The organism is Zhongshania sp. (assembly GCF_029212375.1).
Lineage (GTDB): Bacteria > Pseudomonadota > Gammaproteobacteria > Pseudomonadales > Spongiibacteraceae > Spongiibacter.
This window is the reverse complement of the sequence record NZ_JARGNU010000024.1, coordinates 1-19,565: the sequence shown is the minus strand read 5'-3', so window position 1 is coordinate 19,565 and position 19,565 is coordinate 1. Positions and strand designations below refer to the sequence as shown.

The window sequence follows — 19,565 nt, the reverse complement described above, 5'->3', positions numbered from 1 at the left end:
ATCCTTGAAATCAGCCACTTTTCATTAATGTATAACGAACAATAAGCCCTTGCCAGTGGCGCTAAATCACGCCCTTGCCGCCGCACTGCTCCTCGGCCGAATTCACGCATTTGCTAAATGCGCGGCCCAGTTCGCATTCGCCGTTTTTGAGCAAATGATTTATTCGCTCAATCGCCCCTCAAAGGTACAATTAGCAAATAGTGATGATGAAAGAGCAAGGCGCGGCGCGCTGCCCCGCCGCGGGTAAACTCTGCGCTCTACAACAGGAATCGTATTTTGAAATATCGCGCAGAAATAGACGGCTTGCGCGCCGTTGCGGTTATCCCCGTTATTTTATTCCACGCCGGATTTGGGCTTGCTAGCGGCGGCTTTGTTGGCGTCGATATTTTCTTTGTTATTAGCGGCTACCTCATCACCACCCTGCTCATTGAAGACATAGAGAACAAACGGTTTAGCATTGTTGATTTTTACGAGCGACGGGCGCGGCGAATATTACCCGCACTGCTTGTGGTGATGCTGTGTTGCACCCCGTTTGCCTGGGCCCTGCTGCCCCCCCAAGCAATGAAAGACTTTAGCCAGAGCCTAGTGGCTACGGCGAGCTTTAGCTCCAATATTTTGTTCTGGTTAAAAAGCGGCTATTTCGACTCCGCCAATGAATTAAAGCCCTTGTTGCATACATGGAGTTTGGCTGTTGAAGAGCAGTATTATGTGCTGTTTCCGCTATTTTTGGTGGCGATATGGCGGTTGGGCAAGGCCCGTGTAATTGGGGTGATTGCAGCTCTTGCACTCGCTAGCCTAGCGCTAAGCGAGTGGGGCTGGCGCAACTGGCCAACGGCAAATTTTTATTTGGCGCCAACTCGGGTATGGGAGCTGTTTGCTGGGGCCATTACGGTATTTATTGTGCAGCGCCGCGGTATTGAGAGTAACAACGCATTCGCCTTTATCGGCTTGGCGGCCTTGGTATTTTCTATATTTTTCTTTGATGAAAACACGCCGTTTCCGAGCGTGTACGCCCTGCTGCCGGTGCTCGGCGTGGTGCTTATTTTGATCTACGGCAACAAAGAAACCTATGTGGCAAAATTGCTGAGCACACGATTATTGGTTGGCATTGGTTTGATTAGCTATAGCGCTTACCTGTGGCACCAGCCGGTCTTCGCCTTTTACCGGCACGCCACCGCCGCGCAAAATACACCCAGTTATATAGCCTTAATAGGCGCCACGATATTACTTGCTTACTTATCTTGGCGGTATATTGAGCAGCCTTTTCGGTCTAAAACCGCCATTAGCCGAACCATGGTTTTTTCTCTCGCCGTTGCCGCCATTGTTAGCGTATGCCTATTTGGCGTTATGGGCAGTGCCTCCGATGGCTTTGCCAAAAAGCGAAACAAGGCTTTGTTTAAAGACTTAGCCTACAACACCAGCCGCCTTGGCTATGTGGAATGCCCAGCGGCCTTGAGCAAAACAGACCCGACCCTCGACTATTGCCACGGCACCAGCGAGCAAGCTACCGCGCTCGTTGTTGGCGACAGCCATGCCGATGACAAGTTTTATGGTATTGCCAAGGCGATGGATCAATATCAATGGCAGTTAATTGGCAACTCCAGCTGCCCACCCCTAGTTGGCGTAAAATTAGAAGCCGCCGACGGCACGGTATGCACTGCGCGCTTGCAGAAAATTTTTAATTACATTGAAACCCAAACACAGCTCAAGTTAGTGGTGCTGTCGTTTGCCCACTCCTACCCACTCGCGTCGTTTATAGCGGCCGATCACGTGCAGCGAAAATTCGACCCCCGCGACGGCATAATTACAGATCTTAACAAGCCCCAGCTAAACCGGGCTGACGCCTTTTACGGTGGCCTAGCCAACACGCTAACGCTACTACAACAGCGGCAACTAAAAGTGGTTATTGCTATTGATATTCCAGAGCTAAGATTCTTTCCGCTCGATTGCATAAAGGGCAAAGTTGAGTGTGTTTTTAGCAGAAAGGATGTACTTACAAGGCAGGCGCTACACCGGAGCCGGCTGGCTGAATTGGCAGACCGCTATGCCAACGTGAGCATTTACGACCCGAGCAATAATTTTTGCGAAGGTGACAACTGCAGTATTTTGCGCGACGGCCACACCTTATACCGCGACTCTCATCATTTGAGTTTGTATGGCAGCCAATACTACGGCAAAAACTTCGCCGCGTGGTTTAAGCAGGCGGCGGCCACCCAGTAACGATAGCGCGAGCAGCCGCAATGTTAGTGCATTGCGCTGTTAGTGTATTGCGCTCGGGCACGGCTTACGGTTTTGCAGCGCCGCGCGTCGCTAAGCTAGGCGCGATTATCTCGGCGTAATATTTAGCGACCACGGCCGCGCCTTGGTACGACAGGTGATCGTCGTCTAAATAGAAAATGTCTTTGCCCTGTGCCAATAGGCAACGTCCGGCAAGGGCGGTATTACAAAGTGCTTTATCTGGGTAAATGCGGTGAATATTCGGCTTATTTATACTGTTTAGGGTGGCGCTCGACAGGCGGTTGGCCGCTTGGTAAACCTCGTAACTGGTACTTAACATAATGGCTTCACTCGCCCGCGAGGCTGCGCGCAAATATAGGTCGGGTACGTCTGCGCCGGCCTCGGGGATTTGATACACCAAAAATATTGGCAACGCTGCAAACTCATCGGCCAACTCGGCAATTGAGGTTTGAAAAGCGGCCAATACGCCCGCCCTACGTTCCTGCTCATTGACGTATGGCGTATCAGGGACAAAATTAACAACAAAATCTTCTATTCCACCCTCGCCATTATTAAATTTGCTCGCCTCTGCAAATACTCGCCAGCGTGCACTAAGCACAATAGCATCAAAGTCTTGGGTCTTTGCCCACTGCCACACTTTGGCGGTATAGGCCGCGCAGTCGGAATAATCAATGTCGATTCGATGGATGCCCTTAACTGGCGGACACGAGGCATAGCCCGCGTGGTAGATCGTCGCTTGGGGCAGGTAATCTGCCAATTGCGGCGCGGTATTGTCAATGTGACTATCGCCCCACATCAGTATTTTTTTCTGGCCGCTGCCATACCAACATTCAGCTTGGGGAATATGATATTCCTCACCGGCATCGGTTCGGCAGGTCTCTGCGAGTGGGCTGCGACTATTGCGGGCGCTGTCAACGGTGTTTAACAGGTCGGGGGCAAAGCGGAATATATTGCCCTTATCGGCAAGCCCAAATGCACCCGCACCCATTAGCACAAGGGCCGCCAATATCGCCGTGGCGCTAAAGGCTTTTGAACTGACCCGCGCTTTGTTGCGAAACGGTTCTTCAATAAAACGCCGCGAGAAATAAGCCAAAACAAGGCAGAGTAACATCAGCAGCGCCATAAGCCACACCGGCGGCTCGCCCTGAAAAATATAATAATAGCGGGCAAACGCAAACAGCGGTTGATGCCACAAATACGCCCCGTAACTTAGCAGCCCCATGCCAACAAAAACGCGGGCGCTAAGCAGCCGGTAAACCAAGGTACCCGGCGCAGAATATAAAATAATTAATACCGTGCCCAGCACTGGCAACAGGGCGTAAAATCCGGGATAACGCGTGTCGCGGTCGTAAATAAACATACCCAATAGCAGCATGAATAAACCAAAAACACCCAAACACTGGCGCACTCGAAGCGAGGCCTTTAGCACGCCGCCCCGATTATAATAAAAGGCAATGAACGCGCCGCTAAATATTTCCCAAGCGCGCATCGGTAAAAGGTAAAAATTGGCCTCTGGTGCTTTGTGGGCAGCCCAACGCGACAACAATAGGCTGGCCATCGCCATGGCGAGCAGCATTAAATTTATGCGCCGTTTACCAAGCCGCCAACAGCCTAAAATTAACAACGGAAACAGCAGGTAGTACTGCTCTTCCACCCCCAAACTCCAGGTGTGGAGCAGCGGTTTAAGCTCGGTGCTGCGTTCAAAGTAACCGCTCTCTTGCCAGAATTGCATGTTAGAGAGGAAGCTCGGCACCGCAATGAGGCTTTTCGCAAAGCTGCTCATATCGATTGGCACCAGCCAATACCAGGCGGGTAAAATACAGGCGAATACCACTAAAAACAGCGCAGGTAAAATACGGCGGGCGCGACGCTCATAAAAATTCGCGAGGCTAAAACTGCCCTTATCCATATCGCTAAGAATCATATGAGTTATTAGGTAGCCACTAATAACAAAGAACACATCGACGCCAATATACCCGCCCGAAAAAATGTTCACGCCAGCGTGAAAAAGAATGACGGGAACAATGGCCAGCGCGCGCAGGCCGTCAATATCAGCTCGATAGTGCAATGATGGTTCCTAACTAATGTAAATTGGCGTAAGCGCTATGCGTGGATAACATTCAAGAAAGGACATTCGCAGCTCCAGTATGCGTTTAATCGGCCGCAGTCCTTGGCTCGATGTTGCGCTCAAACTTTGCATAAATTCACGAGCCGCAATAATAGGAGACAAACAAAACCAAACCAAACTCAAAATGAGAGACAGATCACACTTAAAGGCCACAGTTAAGCCGCCGCCAGCCACTACGACACAAAAATAATAAGCTGTTTGCGTTAGCTGCGCCAAGGCGCGGTGGCCAAAATGACCACCGCGCGCCGAACCAAAGAAGGGATTACCGTAATAGCAGTAAGGGTTGCTGGGTTTTCTGTAGCATTTTGGCGGTAAGACTACCAAGCAATATGCCGCGCAAGGGATGATGACTATAAGCACCCATTACCGTGAGATCGATATTTTGCTGAGCCTGATATTGGCATAGCTGCTCTTCGCTGCGCCCCTTTGGCAAATGCACAATTTGATGGGCAACCCCGCCTTGGGTCAAATTAGCCGATGCTTCTGCGAGCAGGCTCTCTGCACTGACATCATCTCCGGCATACACGAGGTGACAATGAATATCGCGCAGCGCCGGACTAGACACCACCATATTGAGCGCCTTGCGCGATGCTTCTTCACCGTCGTAGGCCAGCATGATTTTCTGCGGCGCTGAAAAGGCCTTATTTACCACCAACACCGGCTTATGTAGCGAGCGGATAACGGTTTCGAGATGCGCGCCAAGCTGACCTTCGCGGTGCTCCTCACCGCGGGCACCCATCACCAAAATACGAATATCTTGTTCGTGTTCGATCAGGGTTTCTTGCAAGCTGCCGTTGCGCTGCCACGTCTCGATATTACTTACCCCACCGGCCGCTACCCGCTGGCGGGCCGCTTCTAGCATTAATTTGCCCTTTTCCAGCAATAGCCGACTGCGATGCTGCTCAACGTTAATCAGCTCTTGTAGCAACTCTTCTTGGCTGCCAAGGCCAATACTGCCACTGAGGTCGGCAAGTGGCGCCTGCGGACGATGTTCTAGGTTGTGCAGTAACTTTACCGGTGCGCCAGTTTTACCCGCCAGCCAAGCCGTGTAGTCGCATACGGCTGTTGTTAGACTCGCGCCGTCGATACAGCCAAGTATGTAATTATTATTCATTAGTGCCCTCCGAGAACTTTTTCAATTTCTTCTGGCTTATCGTGAACCCCAAAGCGGTCGACGATGGTTTCGCTGGCTTCATTCAAACCAATTAATGCAACATCGGCCCCTTCGCGCCGAAATTTCAATACGACTTTATCTAGCGCAGCCACGGCCGATACATCCCAAAAATGGGCGCGGCTCAGGTCGATAATCACTTTCTCATTGGCTTCTTTAAAGTCGAAAAAGGCAGTAAATTTGTCGGCTGAGTTAAAGAATACTTGGCCAATCACGCTGTAACGACGCGCGCCACTGTCGCCATCCAAGTGGCTATCTACATACATAAAGTGGCTAACTTTATTGGCAAAGAACAATGCCGCCAACAACACGCCAACAAATACCCCAAAGGCTAGGTTGTGCGTCCATACCACCACGGCAACCGTGGCAATCATCACCACATTACTCGACAGAGGATTAGATTTTAAATTGGTCACTGAGCCCCAATTAAAAGTACCAATCGACACCATGATCATAACAGCAACCAGTGCCGCCATTGGGATGATCGACACCAGATCGCTTAAAAACACCACCATGGTCAATAACATTACCCCGGCAACCATGGTTGACAGCCGGCCGCGACCACCGGATTTTACGTTAATGACCGACTGACCAATCATGGCGCAACCGGCCATACCGCCGAGTAAGCCAGAAAATATATTGGCGACACCCTGACCCTTACACTCGCGATTTTTATCACTGCCGGTATCGGTTAAATCGTCAACAATCGTTGCCGTCATCAACGACTCTAACAAGCCAACCACCGCTAGGGCCGCTGAGTATGGAAAGATAATGGCGAGGGTTTCCATATTCAGTGGCACTTCTGGCCACAGAAAAATGGGTAGGGTGTCGGGCAGTTCGCCCATATCGCCAACGGTGCGAATATCCAGCCCCACCAACAAGCTAAATGCGGTCAAGCTCAGAATACAAACCAGCGGCGAAGGGATAACCTTGCCAATCACCGGCAGCAGCGGGAATAAATAAATCACCCCAAGCCCCGCGGCGGTCATCGCGTAGACATGCCAGGTAACATTGGTTAGCTCAGGCAATTGCGCCATAAAAATGAGTATAGCCAAGGCGTTCACAAAACCGGTGACCACCGAGCGCGACACAAAGCTCATTAGCTGGCCAAGCTTAAAATAGCCGGCAACGATCTGAAAAAGCCCCGTTAATAAGGTCGCGGCCAGCAAATACTGTAAACCGTGATCTTTTACCAAGGTCACCATCAACAGGGCCATGGCACCGGTGGCCGCCGAGATCATACCAGGCCGCCCGCCAACAATTGCCGTTACCACTGCAATACAAAATGAGGCGTAAAGGCCAATTTTAGGGTCTACGCCGGCAATAATAGAAAAGGCAATAGCCTCAGGAATGAGGGCAAGAGCAACAACCAAACCGGCGAGAACGTCTCCACGGACATTACCCAGCCAGTCTTCTTTCTTCGATAACAAAAGCATAATTAACCTAGAATTTATAGGAGAGCACAAGCAAGCTTGCGTAAAGAGCGGGCATTATACACTGTATAATTAATGCCACTCCAACAATGGCCAAACCCTCAAGCGCTAGCCACTGTTAAGTAATAAAGCTAACGGCAAGGACTTAACTGCCGTGGTTGGCGGTTTACCCTTAGATGCTAAAATTACGCATCAAATACGATTTACTCACGTATTTTGCATTTCGTAACTTTTTCACATCGAGCTGCTTATTTCGCAGTAAATAATCAAAAAATTTCGCAGATGAATTTATGTCATACGTTATTTCATCTAGCTGCTCGGGCAACTGATCGTAAGGCAGGTCAAAATACGCGCCGCTGCCAGTCGCAATCCCCTGCCCTACTCCCGCAACAGGCACGCCAAGCAAGGCATATTGAAGCAGCATGGTGGAATTGATACCAACAACGCCACCGTATTCTGCAAAATGGGTATACGGGCTAATTTGGGCGCTTTGGTAGCTCACATTGGCGTGTAACGGTAAATCGGTATAGCTCGCTCGCGGATGGGGGCGAACCACAAACTGGACAGTTGGATAGCGTGCAACCAGCGTATTAATGAAATCGGCCATTTTTTCCACTGGCGACGACAACACTATATTGGTGTCTGCCTCATCTTGTAAGGGGACAAATATTGGCTTTGAGGAATCGAATTTTTTGGTTTGGAAAAACTCCCCCAACTTTACGTAATTCAAAAACCCAATAGACGACAGCAAAATTTTTCGTCTAGCGCGCATAAATTTGGGTTTATCGAACTGATGCGGCACCAGCCCTTCCATTACAAATCGAGCACTTGCATTAGTGCCAAAATCACTGAAATAGCAGGTTCGCGATTGCGGAAACCAACCGGCCTCCGCGTAAACAAACTTGGTATCGGCGGGGCATTCCGATCTCACGCGGTCATCCGCCGCGGTGCGCCCGCCCCAAATAACCACACAGCGAATATCATGCTTTGTTACGACCTCTGCCAAGCTCGCTTCGCCTTCAAAATAATAGCGATCATTTGCAGTAATAAATCGAGGTTTAACGGACTTTTTATTACAGTAAAAAAAAATGTCATGGCCAAGCTTGGCGAGCGAGTTTGACAAGCCCGCAAAAACACTGTGTTTTGAAGCCCAGCGCTCGGGGCGATCCTTTTGATAAACACCTAAAGTAAATAGGATTTTCACGCAAACTCCTCCTAGCGCACCAAAGCAGGCTCTGCACTTTTTACCTTAGCGTCAGCTCCGACCTGTTTCACCAAACCAATAATTACCATTGCGATCCGCTCTTAGCAGTCGCTATTACGAAAATAAAGTCTCAATACGCGGGAACAAATACTCATCAATATGGCAGGCCATACTCACTTTCTCTGTATCAACCACCAGTACTGCACCAAGTAAGTATGCCAGCCAGTTCTAGCAACGCTATGTTCATCCGCTGGCGCTGAGTCCAGCGACGCAATGGCGGCAGCGCATACCGTCGCTGCCATGCCGAGTTGTGATAGGTGTACACCTTGATTAAACACCATGATGTAAGGCCTTGCACTAATGGCAGTGTTTTATTGTAGGCCCCAAGAGCCAATGCCTGCCACCCCAACGCACGCGGCCCTAGGCCGCTAACGAGCTTGCCGAGCAGGCGGTATTATACGCGGTTTTCCGTGCTCACACCGACTCGGCGCTAGCTTTAAGAAACACCTGCAGACTGAAGCAGTGAAATGCTATATTACGCGCTCTAATTTTGGGCATGCAATGCAAGCCAACGACTATACGACCGCGAGTAACCAGCAATGTACGATTACCTTATTGTAGGCAGCGGCCTTTACGGATCAACCTGCGCTCACGAACTTAAAAAACGCGGCAAACGCGTGCTGGTCATCGAAAAACGCGATCATATTGGTGGCAATATTTACACCGAAAATGTCGATGGCATTCAAGTTCACCGCTATGGCGCGCATATATTCCACACCAATAGCCGCGAGATTTGGGATTACATCAATCAATTTGCCGATTTCAACCGCTACACCAACTCGCCGGTCGCTAATTATCAGGGCAAAATATACAACCTGCCCTTTAATATGAACACCTTTTATCAGCTTTGGGGCAGCCGCACCCCAGCCGAAGCCCAAGCGAAGATCGCTGCGCAGCGCCAAGAACTCGACGGTCGGGAGCCGGGCAATCTAGAAGAACAAGCTATTAGCCTTGTGGGCCGCGATATTTACGAAAAACTGGTTAAAGGCTATACCGAAAAGCAATGGGGTCGCTCGGCCACTGAGCTACCTGCTTTTATCATCAAACGGCTGCCGGTGCGCTTCACCTACGACAACAACTATTTTAACGACCAATTTCAAGGCATACCCATTGGCGGCTACACGCAGATCATTGAAAAAATGCTGACCGGCATCGAGGTGCGCTGCAACACCGATTTCTTTACAAAGCAGGCGGAGTATCGCAGCCTTGCTAAGCACATTATTTACACTGGGCCAATCGACCAATATTTCTCTTATCAATTTGGCAAGCTAGAGTACCGAAGCCTGCGCTTTGAATCTGAGCGCCATGAAATTCCCAATGTTCAAGGCAATGCTGTGGTCAATTACACGGCGCGCGACGTGCCCTATACTCGCATCATTGAGCACAAGCATTTCGACCCCGTGGACACCCCCCACTCTATTATTACTAGGGAATACCCCGCTGAGTGGCAGGAGGGCATGGAACCCTACTACCCAATCAACAATGAGCTTAACGACAGTCTTTACCGACGTTATCGCGCGCTGGCCAAGGCCGACACTAAGGTCATTTTTGGCGGGCGCCTCGCCGAGTACCGCTACTACGATATGCACCAGATTATCGGCTCCGCGCTAAAAGACCTGCAATCCATGAGCTAAGGCGAATAGTCCACAATGAATTTTTTATAAGGCGACAAAATGGAATTCGCAAAAGTCGACGTTGCAGTGCAGTCTTACAAAAAGCCAGAGTCATTGCTCTATACCTTAATGACCTTAAAAGCGGTGGCTGGCGACCGCATCGACACCGTGTATATCAACGACGACTGTTCAGGCGACGCAACACTCGCCTACTACCAAAACGAGACCATACGGGCGTATTTTAAACCGTGGAAGATCCACCTCAGGTCTAATTCCAAGCCCGCGGGCGTCAAGCAAATCTACTTAGCGAAATACCGCCCCAAATACATGGGGCTGTGGTTTTTTATCAGTAAAGTTCACCGCTTTTACAACAGCAGCACCCACAACAAAGACGATGTGCGCTATCAGTATGCCATCGACAATACCGACAAGAAGTTTCTGTTCATTATTCATGACGATGTCGAGTTTCGGCGCGATATCGTCGGCTTATACTTGCAAGCGATTAATGCCAAGCCCAATACCGCTGCCGTTGGTGATCTAGGCCAGTGCTGGCGCTGCGGCCACGCCACCAGCTGCAACCCCAAGCGTATTATGGACGGCTACCGCCCCTCGCCGCACTGGCCAATGACCGCCCCATCAGCGGATAAAGCAGCTAGTTTCAGCGCCGACGAGGGACATTTCGCCTGTCGCATCAACGAATGGTGCTGCATGCTTGATGTTGCGCTATGCCGCGAGATAAGCCGCAAAAGCGGCTGCCTATTCGGCAATTATTATCGCCGCGCCGATGTCGCGGCCCTCTGGTTTTATAATGCGGTTAAATTAGGCTATAGGATCGCCGACCCGCTGCCGGAAGAGTCACTGCCCCAGCAGATCAACATCAACCAGCGCTCTAACTGGTATCAACACGGATTCCAAGGCCACTCTGGCCACGCTATTTGGGTCGATCAGGGCAGCGGCAAACAGCAGTACCAAGCTGATGACATCCGCACTCGGATAAAAACCCAATTTGGCATCGATTTATCTAGCCTTTCTCTACAGCCCTTGGCGGAAACTAACTAATGAATAGCCCTGTGCGCATCTTCATAGCCACCCACAAAGATTTTACGGCCAAACTGCCTGATATTTACACGCCAATATTGGTCGGCAGCAATGTAAATAACGCTGCGGGGGCGATGCTCAGAGATAATAGTGGCGAGCAAATTGCAGACCGCAATCCCAGTTTTTGCGAGCTAACAGCACTGTATTGGATATGGAAAAACGACAGTGCCGCGATTACCGGCCTTGTGCATTACCGCCGGCTTTTTAGTGGCCTGAGCAGTGGCCGCGGCGGCCTAACGCCAAACTTGTTGTCCGAAAAAGAGGTCCACAAGTTTCTAGATAATTTCGATATTATTATTGCCAATCCGTCAGTACACGACAGTAAAACCGTATATGAGCAATATCGCGACGCCCACCACATTCAAGACCTAGATCAATGTAGAGCGGTAATTGCGCGGCAGTGCCCAGAGTACTTGAGTGATTTTGACGCCGTAATGGCCAGTTACAGTTTTTCTGGCTTCAATATGTTTGTTGCCAAGAAGCCCCTCGTCGACAATTACTGCAGCTGGTTGTTTCCGATTTTATTTGAACTAGAAGAGCGCTGCGATATTTCCAGCTACGACAACTATCAGAGCAGAATCTACGGTTTTATCGCCGAGCGCCTGTTCAATGTTTGGCTGCAAAAAAACCAGCTCCGCTGCCTCACCTCGCGGGTACATCGCATCGACAAAAAACGATCGCCAATATCACTTAAGCGGCGACTACAGCTGTGGCGCCGCTATTTTAGCAAGTAGTATTGCGCCACCGCAGAGCGCGAGCTTAGCCCCAGTCATTACAGAGCTGCACCACCTCAGCCAATTGCGCATCGCTCATCGCCGGTCCCAGCGGCAGGCTCAGTGCGGTATGACTCAGGCGTTCGGTTAGCGGCAGCGACATGGCATTCCATTCGCTAAGCGCTTCTTGTTTATGCGGCGCAATGGGGTAGTGGATTAAAGTTTCCACGCCATTTTCTGCAAAGTAGGCCTGTAAAGCATCGCGGCGCGCCGTATGCACAACATATAAATGAAATACATGCGAGCCATCATCCTTAAAGCTCGGCAGAGCAATATCGGGGTGCCGAATAAGATCGCGATACTGCCTAGCCAGCGCTTGGCGGCGCTGGGTTTCCGCATCCAGAAAACGCAACTTCACGCGCAACACCGCTGCCTGTAACTCATCAAGGCGGCTGTTTACGCCCTTTAAGGTATTTTCATATTTTTGCGCGCTGCCGTAATTACCCAGTAGGCGAACCGTCTCGGCAAGCTCCTGGTCTGCGGTTACCACCGCGCCACCGTCGCCAAGGGCGCCAAGGTTTTTACTCGGATAAAAGCTAAACGCGGCAGCGTGACCCAAGCTTCCCGCTCGCCGCCCTGCGGCTACCGCTCCGTGCGCTTGCGCGGCGTCTTCTAGCACCAGTAAATTGTGCTGTTCTGCCAACTGATTAATCGCCGTCATATCGGCCAATTGCCCGTACAAATGCACCGGCAAAATAACCCGACTGCGATCCGTAATCGCTTTGGCGGTATTGCGCGGGCATAAATTAAACCACTTGGCATCTGGCTCAATGAAGACCGGCCGCAGGCCATTATTTAACACCGCTAAAATTGTGGCTATATAGGTATTGGCGGGCACCAACACTTCGTCGCCGGCCTTAAGTTTGCCCAGCTCAATCCACGCCCTTAAGGTCAAGCTTAAGGCGTCTAAACCACTGCCTACCCCTACCGCAAAGCGATTGCCGCAGTAGGTGGCAAACTCAGCCTCAAAGGCCGAGAGTTCCTCGCCGCGAATATACCAACCCGAATCGACAACCCGCGCCATCGCCGCCAATATTTCTTGGCGGTATTGTTGGTTTATGGCGTGTAAATTAAAAAATGGAACCACCAGAAATCTCCAAACAAAGTTTCACAACGAGACTCTGCGCTAACTAAAGGCTATGTAATAGATTTTGGAAATGGCTTAGTTGGCCGTCAAAAACCGTTTATTCGATTCGGCAAATTTCTTAAAGGTCGCGGGCGTCATTGAATAATAATAATTCAGCGCATCTTCACCCGTGGTGATCACCCCAAACTTGTGATGAAAGCTATTCACCTTGGTGTTTTCTTTGCGCACGTCCAGATGGCAAGCGCGAAAACCCAACACCTGAAATCCGTAGCGATAGGCCAAGCTCGCGCTTTCCAATGCAGCGGAAGCGGTCTTATTTTCTGTCAAAATCCAACTGCCAAGCCCAAATGAATCTCGGTCACCGATAAAGTCGTACATGCGTATTGTGCCAATGGCCATATCGTCACGACGACGGCAAATAATAAAATAATACTCGCGGCCAGCCGCCTCACGTTGCTTATACGCTGTTAGCCACGCCTCCTGAACCTCAACCCCGCCATGCACCGCCGACAAGTGGCGATTATAACGCGGATCGATCCGTAGCGAATGAATAAACGCGGCGTCCTCAATTTCTACTAAGCGCAGATAGATACTACGACTTGTTACGACTTCCACGCTAACTGCCCCAAAAACTCGTCGTAATCTCGAATATAGTCATTTTCATAGTAATATTGGTCTGCCAACACCAGCAGCACACAACCTTCACTCAAATCGTGCAGCTCGCGCCACACCATATCGCACACGAGCAAACCCTGTGTTGGCTTATCTAACCACACTTCTTGGCGGCTAGCGCCGTCATCTAAAATCACACGACAGCTACCGCTGACGCACACCAATACTTGCTTCAGATTTTTGTGGGCGTGAAAGCCACGCGCAACGCCCTGCGCGGTATCAAAAATATAGTAGACTCGCTTGAATTCAAAGGGCACATTCTTCCCAGACTCAAGGGCAACTAATTGCCCACGGCTATCGCCGTTGGCAGGTAGTTCAATTAGCTCAATTAGACTCAAGCTTCCTCCTGAAAAATCATTTAACGGACCGTCTCAAGTCACCTAAAAAGACACCTGCCGCGGTTACTTCCGTAACAATATTAAGTAAGGTCCCGAAGATAACGAAATTCTCGTTTAATTCCAGACCAAAATGCCGCAGGCCGCCGAAACAGATCGAAAAACAACTTCCAGCGCGCGCTATAAAAATTTACCCGAACCGCCAAGCGTGTAACACGCTTATTTAATAGCCCTACAACAGCGGGCAAACGCTGATTGGAGTGCCGAACATCCCTTAACCGCTGGGCTAAAACATCATGCCGAAGCCGGATTTCTTTTAAGCGACCGGCGATTAACTCCTGCCGATCGGCGCCCAGCGGGTCTGGTAATGTCGATATGCCGACGCCAAGGCGATAATACAGCAAAGGCTGGTCAATAAACTCCAAACTATTATCCAATAGCGCTCGAAAACCGAGTACCAAGTCTTCATATGCATGCGCGTAGTGAATGTCGCCATAATTCGCCCATAACGACCGCGACAATGCACCCGAGGCCCCCAAATAGATAAATTTCGACAATGCCGCTTCGCGAACGCTCAGCGCTGCGCAAAATTCACCCCCAGGCGGCTCGTAATTGGCCGCATGCCCCGCATGGTCTATCGCCGCAACATTGGAACACAATAGTGCAGGCTTTCCTGCGGAAAGATAACGCGCAACGAGGGTCGAAACCCGCTCGGGAAACGAAATATCATCGCCAGCGGCCAATACCACCAGCTCGCCCTGAGCCATCGACATCATTAGGTTAAAATGCGGGATCAAACCCATGTTTACTGGATTTCGCCTAACAGTCACCGGCCTATCGTGACCATAGCGCGCAACTGCGGAGCATAGTTTTTGGTAGGTTCCATCGCTGGAGGCGTCATCTGAGAAAACAAATTCCGCCACGGGATAATCCTGCGCGAGTGCGCCCTTCACACATTCGTCAATGAATTCTGCTTGGTTATAACACAGCACCAAAAAAGTGACCGACACCATTTCGTTATTCATAACGCGGCCGTCTTAGGCAAAGCGCTATTTCGTAAACCACCGCTACCAAGCAAAATTAAAACGCTCACGCGGCAATCCGACGCAGCACTGCCGCCAGCCATAAACGCAAGGAATAACTACGCCCGCGGCGACCAATATTACGCACCGGCAAATATTTTGTTTTTGGCTTGTTTTTCATTAGCCAAACCGTAAATAAGCGCTCGGCCAAGAAGCCAAAAACCCGCTTTTGATAAGCGTCGTAAGATGCCGGATCAATGCTTTCTTCAAGTTCAAACAGCAGGGGGAAAAGCCAGCTGCAATAATCCTGCACCAAGGGCTTTCGAGCGACAAACATATTGTAACGAATCAATTTATTGCCCTGCATAACCTGGTCAAAGGCCGCGCTATAATCAGGGCAGCGAGTATTTATGAGTTGTTTCATAGCCTGCAAATCTTTATCAAGATGAAAAGCCTTATACTGCTCACCAACACTGCGCTCTTTAAACTGATAGGGCCTGATGAGAATCACATCATGATTTTCGAGGTAATGCAGTATTTCGCTTTTAGTCAGCAAGCCAAAAAGACTGCCGCGCACATCAATACCAGAAAAAAATCGCCGATAGTGCACTAGGCCCTGAATATCTGCCGTTTCGTTTTTCCACATCCAATACAGCGCGGTTAGCTCACAGTAGTACGGATTTTTAGACGAAATATTGTCGCCAATATTATCTTTTTTAATTGGTGAGCTCGACTGATTAATATCACTACCCACGAGAATAGGCTCGTAGATTTCAGGCACCTCACTGACAAAATCTTTGTGAGTGGCAATATATATTTTCATGTGTACACCACGCATTAGACCGTTATGATCACGAGCCACTGAAGCACTACCACAAATCATTCTCAACAATTAGGCTATCCACTCAGGACGTTTCACCGGGCGCCAAAACCGACGCAACGCCTTCAAGCTTGGCGCGAGCGCGCAAATAGCGGTTGCGGCCAAACGTCAACAAAGCAATGAATTTGCGGCGGCGATTATCGCCAACGTATTTTTCAACGACACTAGCCGGCGAGCCATGTTTACGGGCGTACAACACAAAAGATCGCCCTTTGTGAAAATGAATAAATTCGTTTACCGCTTTATTGCGCACCGTTGAGCCACCACCAACATGGGGAATACTCACATTACGGCAGTGGATTACTTTTAGACCAGCGTCATTGGCGCGCTTACAAATATCGACGTCTTCTTCATACAGAAAGAATTGCTCGTCAAAATAACCAACTGCGTTCATCAACTCGGTATCGAATAGCAATACCGCGCCGACGAGCCAATCGGTCGCTTCAACGCGTTTATCCGTCGTTGGCTCTAGCGCGGGGCCAGCAATAGCCGCGCCGTGTTTTTTCAGTTCGGCCAGCAGTTTTTCCAACTCGGCTTCGTCTAGCTGAGTATCGGGGTTTAAAACCACTACATAGCGGGTAGTGCTGGCGTGAATACCCAAATTACAGGCGCTGCCAAAACCAAGGTTTTTCGGCGACTTTACTAATTCAACATCTTGCCCGTAACGCGCAAGCAGCTCTTCGCTGCCGTCAGTACTCGCGTTGTCGACAATCAACCAGCGCGGCAGTTTATGTTTCGCGCTATCACGCAAAGATTCGATATGCGCAGGCAATACCTCGGCACTGTTATACGTTATGGTGACCAAGGTCATCTCACTAAAAAGATCTTGCATGCTCGCCCTGTACTCCACCTAATTCATTACGACATTTTCGCAAACCATTTCACAAAAATGTTAATTTCTCGCTTCCAAGCGATACGCTTTAACGCAACAAGCCCTTGAGTGCCAGTCGCCAGTCACTGGCTTGCACGCCGTAATCTTGTGCGAGCTTAGCCGAACTTAACACCGAATACGCCGGCCGCTTTGCCGGCGTGGGATAGGCCGCGGTGGCGATTGCATTTACCGTGGGCCGGCGCGCGATAATGCCCTGCGCGTACGCTTGCTCAAAAATCGCCTCGGCAAAGCCGTGCCAGCTAACCGCCTCGGCACCAGCATAATGGTATATGCCGTAGCGCGCGGTTTGCTTGTCGGTACCGGTGTGCAACTGGCTGGCAATGGCGATCAAGGCCTTGGCGATATCACCGGCATAGGTCGGGCAGCCAAACTGGTCAGCCACCACCCCAAGGGTGTCGCGCTCTTTAGCCAAACGCAGCATCGTTTTAAAGAAATTATTGCCGTATTCACTAAATACCCAAGCGGTGCGCATAATAATATATTTAGTGGCGTGGCGGCTAATCGCCTGCTCGCCAGCCAGTTTGGTCTGCCCGTACACACCCGTTGGACCAACAGCATCGGCTTCCACATAGGGTGTGGTTTTATTGCCATCAAATACATAATCGGTCGACACGTGCAGTAGCGGAATATCAAATCGGGCGCAGAGCTTAGCCAGAGCTAGTGGGCCATCTTCGTTGACCCGCTTCGCTAATTCCGGTTCAGACTCGGCTTTATCCACCGCAGTATACGCAGCGGCATTAATGATCGCTGTGATCCCTTTATCAGCAATAAGCTTTTCTAGGACCACAGTGTCGTTGATGTCGGCGTCTTGGCGACTCAGCAGGGTGTGGACGATATTTTGCGCATTTAACTGGTCAGCCAAGCATTGGCCTAGCTGGCCATTGGCGCCGGTCACCAGCAAATGCATAGCATGCGGCTCACTCATTGCTGAAATAGCTCGGCAAGAGTGGGGGCGGCGCTGTCTTTGGCAGACAGGGTGGGGTTTGCCAGCGGCCAATCAATCGCCATCGCGGGATCATTCCAAATTAGGCAGCCTTCATCGCTGGGGTCGTAATAGTCAGTGCATTTGTACTCGAAGTCAGCGGTGTCGCTGAGCACCACAAAGCCGTGGGCGAAGCCTGGCGGCACCCAGAATTGGCGTTTATTTTCTTCCGAAAGAACCACCCCCTCCCACAATCCAAAGCTGGGCGAGCTGGGACGAATATCCACGGCCACATCAAATACCTCACCACTGACCACCCGCACCAATTTGCCTTGCGGTTTGGTCTTTTGAAAGTGCAGACCGCGCAACACGCCCTTGGCAGAGCGCGAGTGATTGTCTTGCACAAAAGGCAGGCTAATGCCGGCCATGTCTCGGTAACGCTCGGCCTGAAAGGTTTCTAAAAAGAAACCGCGATGATCACCAAATACTTTGGGTTCAATAATCACGCAGTCTTTAAGTTTGGTGGGAATCAGTTTCATTTATACCCCGCGGCAACACGCAATAAATACTCGCCATAGCCGGTCTTTTTAAGGGCTTCGCCCTGCTGTAATAATTGTTCGGTGCTAATCCAGCCCTGACGATAGGCAATTTCTTCTAGACAGGCGACTTTGAGGCCCTGGCGGTGCTCCACCGTTTGCACAAACTGACCGGCGTCGATTAAGGAGTCGTGGGTGCCGGTATCTAACCAAGCAAAGCCACGGCCCAGCACTTCAACATTAAGGTCGCCGCGCTTGAGGTAGGCGAGGTTTACATCGGTGATTTCCAACTCGCCCCTCGCAGAGGGCTTGATGTTACGGGCAATGTCTACCACGTCGTTGTCGTAAAAATACAGGCCGGTAACCGCATAGGGCGATTTTGGCTTGGCTGGCTTTTCTTCAATACTGATCGCCTTGCCATCCTCGCCAAACTCCACCACCCCAAAGCGCTCTGGGTCGGTGACATGGTAACCAAACACCGTGGCACCAGTCTCTTTGGCAATCGCGCTTTTGAGATTGTCGGAGAAGTGCTGGCCGTAAAAGATATTATCGCCCAGCACGAGGCTAACATTGTCATTGCCAATAAAATCGGCGCCAATGGTAAAGGCTTGGGCCAAACCATCTGGGCTCGGCTGCTCGGCGTAGCTGATGTTAGTGCCAAATTGACTGCCATCACCTAATAAGCGCTGGAAACCGGGTAAATCAGTGGGGGTAGAGATAACGAGTATGTCTTTAATGCCCGACAGCATCAGCACCGACAGCGGATAGTAAATCATCGGTTTATCGTAGATCGGCAATAACTGCTTAGAGCAACCCATGGTAATTGGGTGCAAGCGCGTGCCCGAACCGCCGGCGAGGATAATGCCTTTGTATTTCTTACTCATGGTGATTCCTTTAGCGGCTGCGCTGTGGCGCGCCAAGCGTACAATTAAAACCTAGTCGTCATACCGAGCATTTAAAAACTGTCATACCGGACTTGATCCGGTATCTCATTGGGCGGCACCAAACCAGCTACGTAGCACCAGATTCTGAATCAAGTTCAGAATGACTTCAAAAACATCGCCGCCCTACCAAACTTAAAAAATGCGTCATACCGTAGGCGGTAAAGCCGTCATACCGGCGGCTACAAAACCGTCATACCGGACGTAAAAAAATGCGTCATACCGGACTTGATCCGGTATCTCAGCGGGCGGCACCCAACCAGCTTCATAGCACCAGATTCTGAATCAAGTTCAGAATGACTTCAAAAACATCGCCGCCCTACCAAACTTAAAAAATGCGTCATACCGTAGGCGGTAAAGCCGTCATACCGGCGGCTACAAAACCGTCATACCGGACGTAAAAAAATGCGTCATACCGGACTTGATCCGGTATCTCAGCGGGCGGCACCCAGCCAGCTCCGTAGCACCAGATTCTGAATCAAGTTCAGAATGACTACGCTGCAAATTCAGAATGACTAAAAAATTAGCCATCACCAATCCGGTCCAATTTATAATCCCCC

At 50.3% G+C, this 19,565-nt stretch carries 18 protein-coding genes; 4 read left to right on the top strand and 14 right to left on the bottom strand.

Going from position 1 to position 19,565, the window contains the following annotated elements:
* Nucleotides 1–276: 276 nt before the first annotated feature.
* Nucleotides 277–2,220 (top strand): acyltransferase family protein, encoded by a 1,944-nt coding sequence (locus tag P1U47_RS17085; RefSeq protein WP_301030432.1) that lies wholly within the window; start codon nt 277–279, stop codon nt 2,218–2,220.
* A 64-nt stretch (nt 2,221–2,284) separates the two neighbouring features.
* Here P1U47_RS17085 and P1U47_RS17080 read toward each other — a convergent pair whose 3' ends face one another.
* From P1U47_RS17080 to P1U47_RS17065, 4 genes are all read right to left on the bottom strand, one after another.
* On the bottom strand, nt 2,285–4,306 hold the full coding sequence (locus P1U47_RS17080; protein WP_301030431.1) for an acyltransferase family protein: 2,022 nt from the start codon (nt 4,304–4,306) through the stop codon (nt 2,285–2,287).
* Between the two features lie 322 nt (nt 4,307–4,628).
* On the bottom strand, nt 4,629–5,480 hold the full coding sequence (locus tag P1U47_RS17075) for a universal stress protein (protein ID WP_301030429.1): 852 nt from the start codon (nt 5,478–5,480) through the stop codon (nt 4,629–4,631).
* Nucleotides 5,480–6,973, bottom strand: a complete 1,494-nt coding sequence (locus tag P1U47_RS17070; protein WP_301030428.1) for a SulP family inorganic anion transporter — start codon at nt 6,971–6,973, stop codon at nt 5,480–5,482. Before P1U47_RS17070 ends, P1U47_RS17075 begins: the two co-directional genes overlap by 1 nt.
* 169 nt (nt 6,974–7,142) lie before the next feature.
* Nucleotides 7,143–8,174: a hypothetical protein gene (locus tag P1U47_RS17065; protein ID WP_301030426.1), complete on the bottom strand. Its 1,032-nt coding sequence runs from the start codon at nt 8,172–8,174 to the stop codon at nt 7,143–7,145.
* 599 nt (nt 8,175–8,773) lie between these two features.
* On the opposite strand from P1U47_RS17065, the gene glf reads away from it, so the two are divergent.
* From glf to P1U47_RS17050, 3 genes are read left to right on the top strand one after another with little or no spacing between them, the layout of a single operon-like run.
* Nucleotides 8,774–9,868, top strand: a complete 1,095-nt coding sequence (glf, locus tag P1U47_RS17060; protein WP_301030424.1) for a UDP-galactopyranose mutase — start codon at nt 8,774–8,776, stop codon at nt 9,866–9,868.
* Nucleotides 9,869–9,907: 39 nt separating this feature from the next.
* Entirely contained in the window at nt 9,908–10,906 is a 999-nt protein-coding gene (locus P1U47_RS17055) for a hypothetical protein (RefSeq protein WP_301030422.1), read from the top strand.
* Nucleotides 10,906–11,679, top strand: coding sequence for a DUF4422 domain-containing protein (locus P1U47_RS17050; RefSeq protein WP_301030420.1), 774 nt, complete (start codon nt 10,906–10,908; stop codon nt 11,677–11,679). The genes P1U47_RS17055 and P1U47_RS17050 overlap by 1 nt, the downstream gene beginning before the upstream one ends.
* Before the next feature lie 25 nt (nt 11,680–11,704).
* Here the strand turns inward: P1U47_RS17050 and P1U47_RS17045 are convergent, their stop codons facing one another.
* From P1U47_RS17045 to P1U47_RS17000, 10 genes are all read right to left on the bottom strand, one after another.
* Nucleotides 11,705–12,805, bottom strand: coding sequence for a DegT/DnrJ/EryC1/StrS aminotransferase family protein (locus P1U47_RS17045; RefSeq protein WP_301030418.1), 1,101 nt, complete (start codon nt 12,803–12,805; stop codon nt 11,705–11,707).
* 75 nt (nt 12,806–12,880) lie between these two features.
* The gene (locus P1U47_RS17040; protein ID WP_301030416.1) at nt 12,881–13,420 is read right to left on the bottom strand and encodes a GNAT family N-acetyltransferase; all 540 of its coding nucleotides are present in this window, start codon (nt 13,418–13,420) and stop codon (nt 12,881–12,883) included.
* Nucleotides 13,408–13,815, bottom strand: coding sequence for an FdtA/QdtA family cupin domain-containing protein (locus P1U47_RS17035; RefSeq protein ID WP_301030415.1), 408 nt, complete (start codon nt 13,813–13,815; stop codon nt 13,408–13,410). Before P1U47_RS17035 ends, P1U47_RS17040 begins: the two co-directional genes overlap by 13 nt.
* A gap of 80 nt (nt 13,816–13,895) precedes the next feature.
* Nucleotides 13,896–14,837: a glycosyltransferase gene (locus P1U47_RS17030; RefSeq protein WP_301030414.1), complete on the bottom strand. Its 942-nt coding sequence runs from the start codon at nt 14,835–14,837 to the stop codon at nt 13,896–13,898.
* 64 nt (nt 14,838–14,901) lie between these two features.
* The gene (locus tag P1U47_RS17025; RefSeq protein ID WP_301030412.1) at nt 14,902–15,657 is read right to left on the bottom strand and encodes a DUF4422 domain-containing protein; all 756 of its coding nucleotides are present in this window, start codon (nt 15,655–15,657) and stop codon (nt 14,902–14,904) included.
* A gap of 82 nt (nt 15,658–15,739) precedes the next feature.
* The gene (locus tag P1U47_RS17020; RefSeq protein ID WP_301030410.1) at nt 15,740–16,546 is read right to left on the bottom strand and encodes a glycosyltransferase family 2 protein; all 807 of its coding nucleotides are present in this window, start codon (nt 16,544–16,546) and stop codon (nt 15,740–15,742) included.
* An 88-nt stretch (nt 16,547–16,634) separates the two neighbouring features.
* Nucleotides 16,635–17,531: a dTDP-4-dehydrorhamnose reductase gene (rfbD, locus tag P1U47_RS17015; RefSeq protein ID WP_301030409.1), complete on the bottom strand. Its 897-nt coding sequence runs from the start codon at nt 17,529–17,531 to the stop codon at nt 16,635–16,637.
* Complete coding sequence (gene rfbC, locus P1U47_RS17010) at nt 17,528–18,067, bottom strand: dTDP-4-dehydrorhamnose 3,5-epimerase (protein ID WP_301030407.1); 540 nt, start codon at nt 18,065–18,067, stop codon at nt 17,528–17,530. The genes rfbD and rfbC overlap by 4 nt, the downstream gene beginning before the upstream one ends.
* Complete coding sequence (gene rfbA, locus P1U47_RS17005; RefSeq protein WP_301030405.1) at nt 18,064–18,948, bottom strand: glucose-1-phosphate thymidylyltransferase RfbA; 885 nt, start codon at nt 18,946–18,948, stop codon at nt 18,064–18,066. Before rfbA ends, rfbC begins: the two co-directional genes overlap by 4 nt.
* A gap of 432 nt (nt 18,949–19,380) precedes the next feature.
* The coding region (locus tag P1U47_RS17000; RefSeq protein WP_301030403.1) for a hypothetical protein at nt 19,381–19,565 on the bottom strand (185 nt) is incomplete at its 5' end.

Excerpts from the sequence above, each read along its gene's own strand:
- rfbD (WP_301030409.1), bottom strand. The coding sequence starts at position 17,531 with ATGAGTGAGCCGCATGCTATGCATTTGCTGGTGACCGGCGCCAATGGC.
- rfbC (WP_301030407.1), bottom strand. The coding sequence starts at position 18,067 with ATGAAACTGATTCCCACCAAACTTAAAGACTGCGTGATTATTGAACCC.
- rfbA (WP_301030405.1), bottom strand. The coding sequence starts at position 18,948 with ATGAGTAAGAAATACAAAGGCATTATCCTCGCCGGCGGTTCGGGCACG.
- P1U47_RS17050 (WP_301030420.1), top strand. The coding sequence starts at position 10,906 with ATGAATAGCCCTGTGCGCATCTTCATAGCCACCCACAAAGATTTTACG.
- P1U47_RS17020 (WP_301030410.1), bottom strand. The coding sequence starts at position 16,546 with ATGCAAGATCTTTTTAGTGAGATGACCTTGGTCACCATAACGTATAAC.
- P1U47_RS17030 (WP_301030414.1), bottom strand. The coding sequence starts at position 14,837 with ATGAATAACGAAATGGTGTCGGTCACTTTTTTGGTGCTGTGTTATAAC.
- P1U47_RS17025 (WP_301030412.1), bottom strand. The coding sequence starts at position 15,657 with ATGAAAATATATATTGCCACTCACAAAGATTTTGTCAGTGAGGTGCCT.
- glf (WP_301030424.1), top strand. The coding sequence starts at position 8,774 with ATGTACGATTACCTTATTGTAGGCAGCGGCCTTTACGGATCAACCTGC.
- P1U47_RS17075 (WP_301030429.1), bottom strand. The coding sequence starts at position 5,480 with ATGAATAATAATTACATACTTGGCTGTATCGACGGCGCGAGTCTAACA.
- P1U47_RS17055 (WP_301030422.1), top strand. The coding sequence starts at position 9,908 with ATGGAATTCGCAAAAGTCGACGTTGCAGTGCAGTCTTACAAAAAGCCA.
- P1U47_RS17070 (WP_301030428.1), bottom strand. The coding sequence starts at position 6,973 with ATGCTTTTGTTATCGAAGAAAGAAGACTGGCTGGGTAATGTCCGTGGA.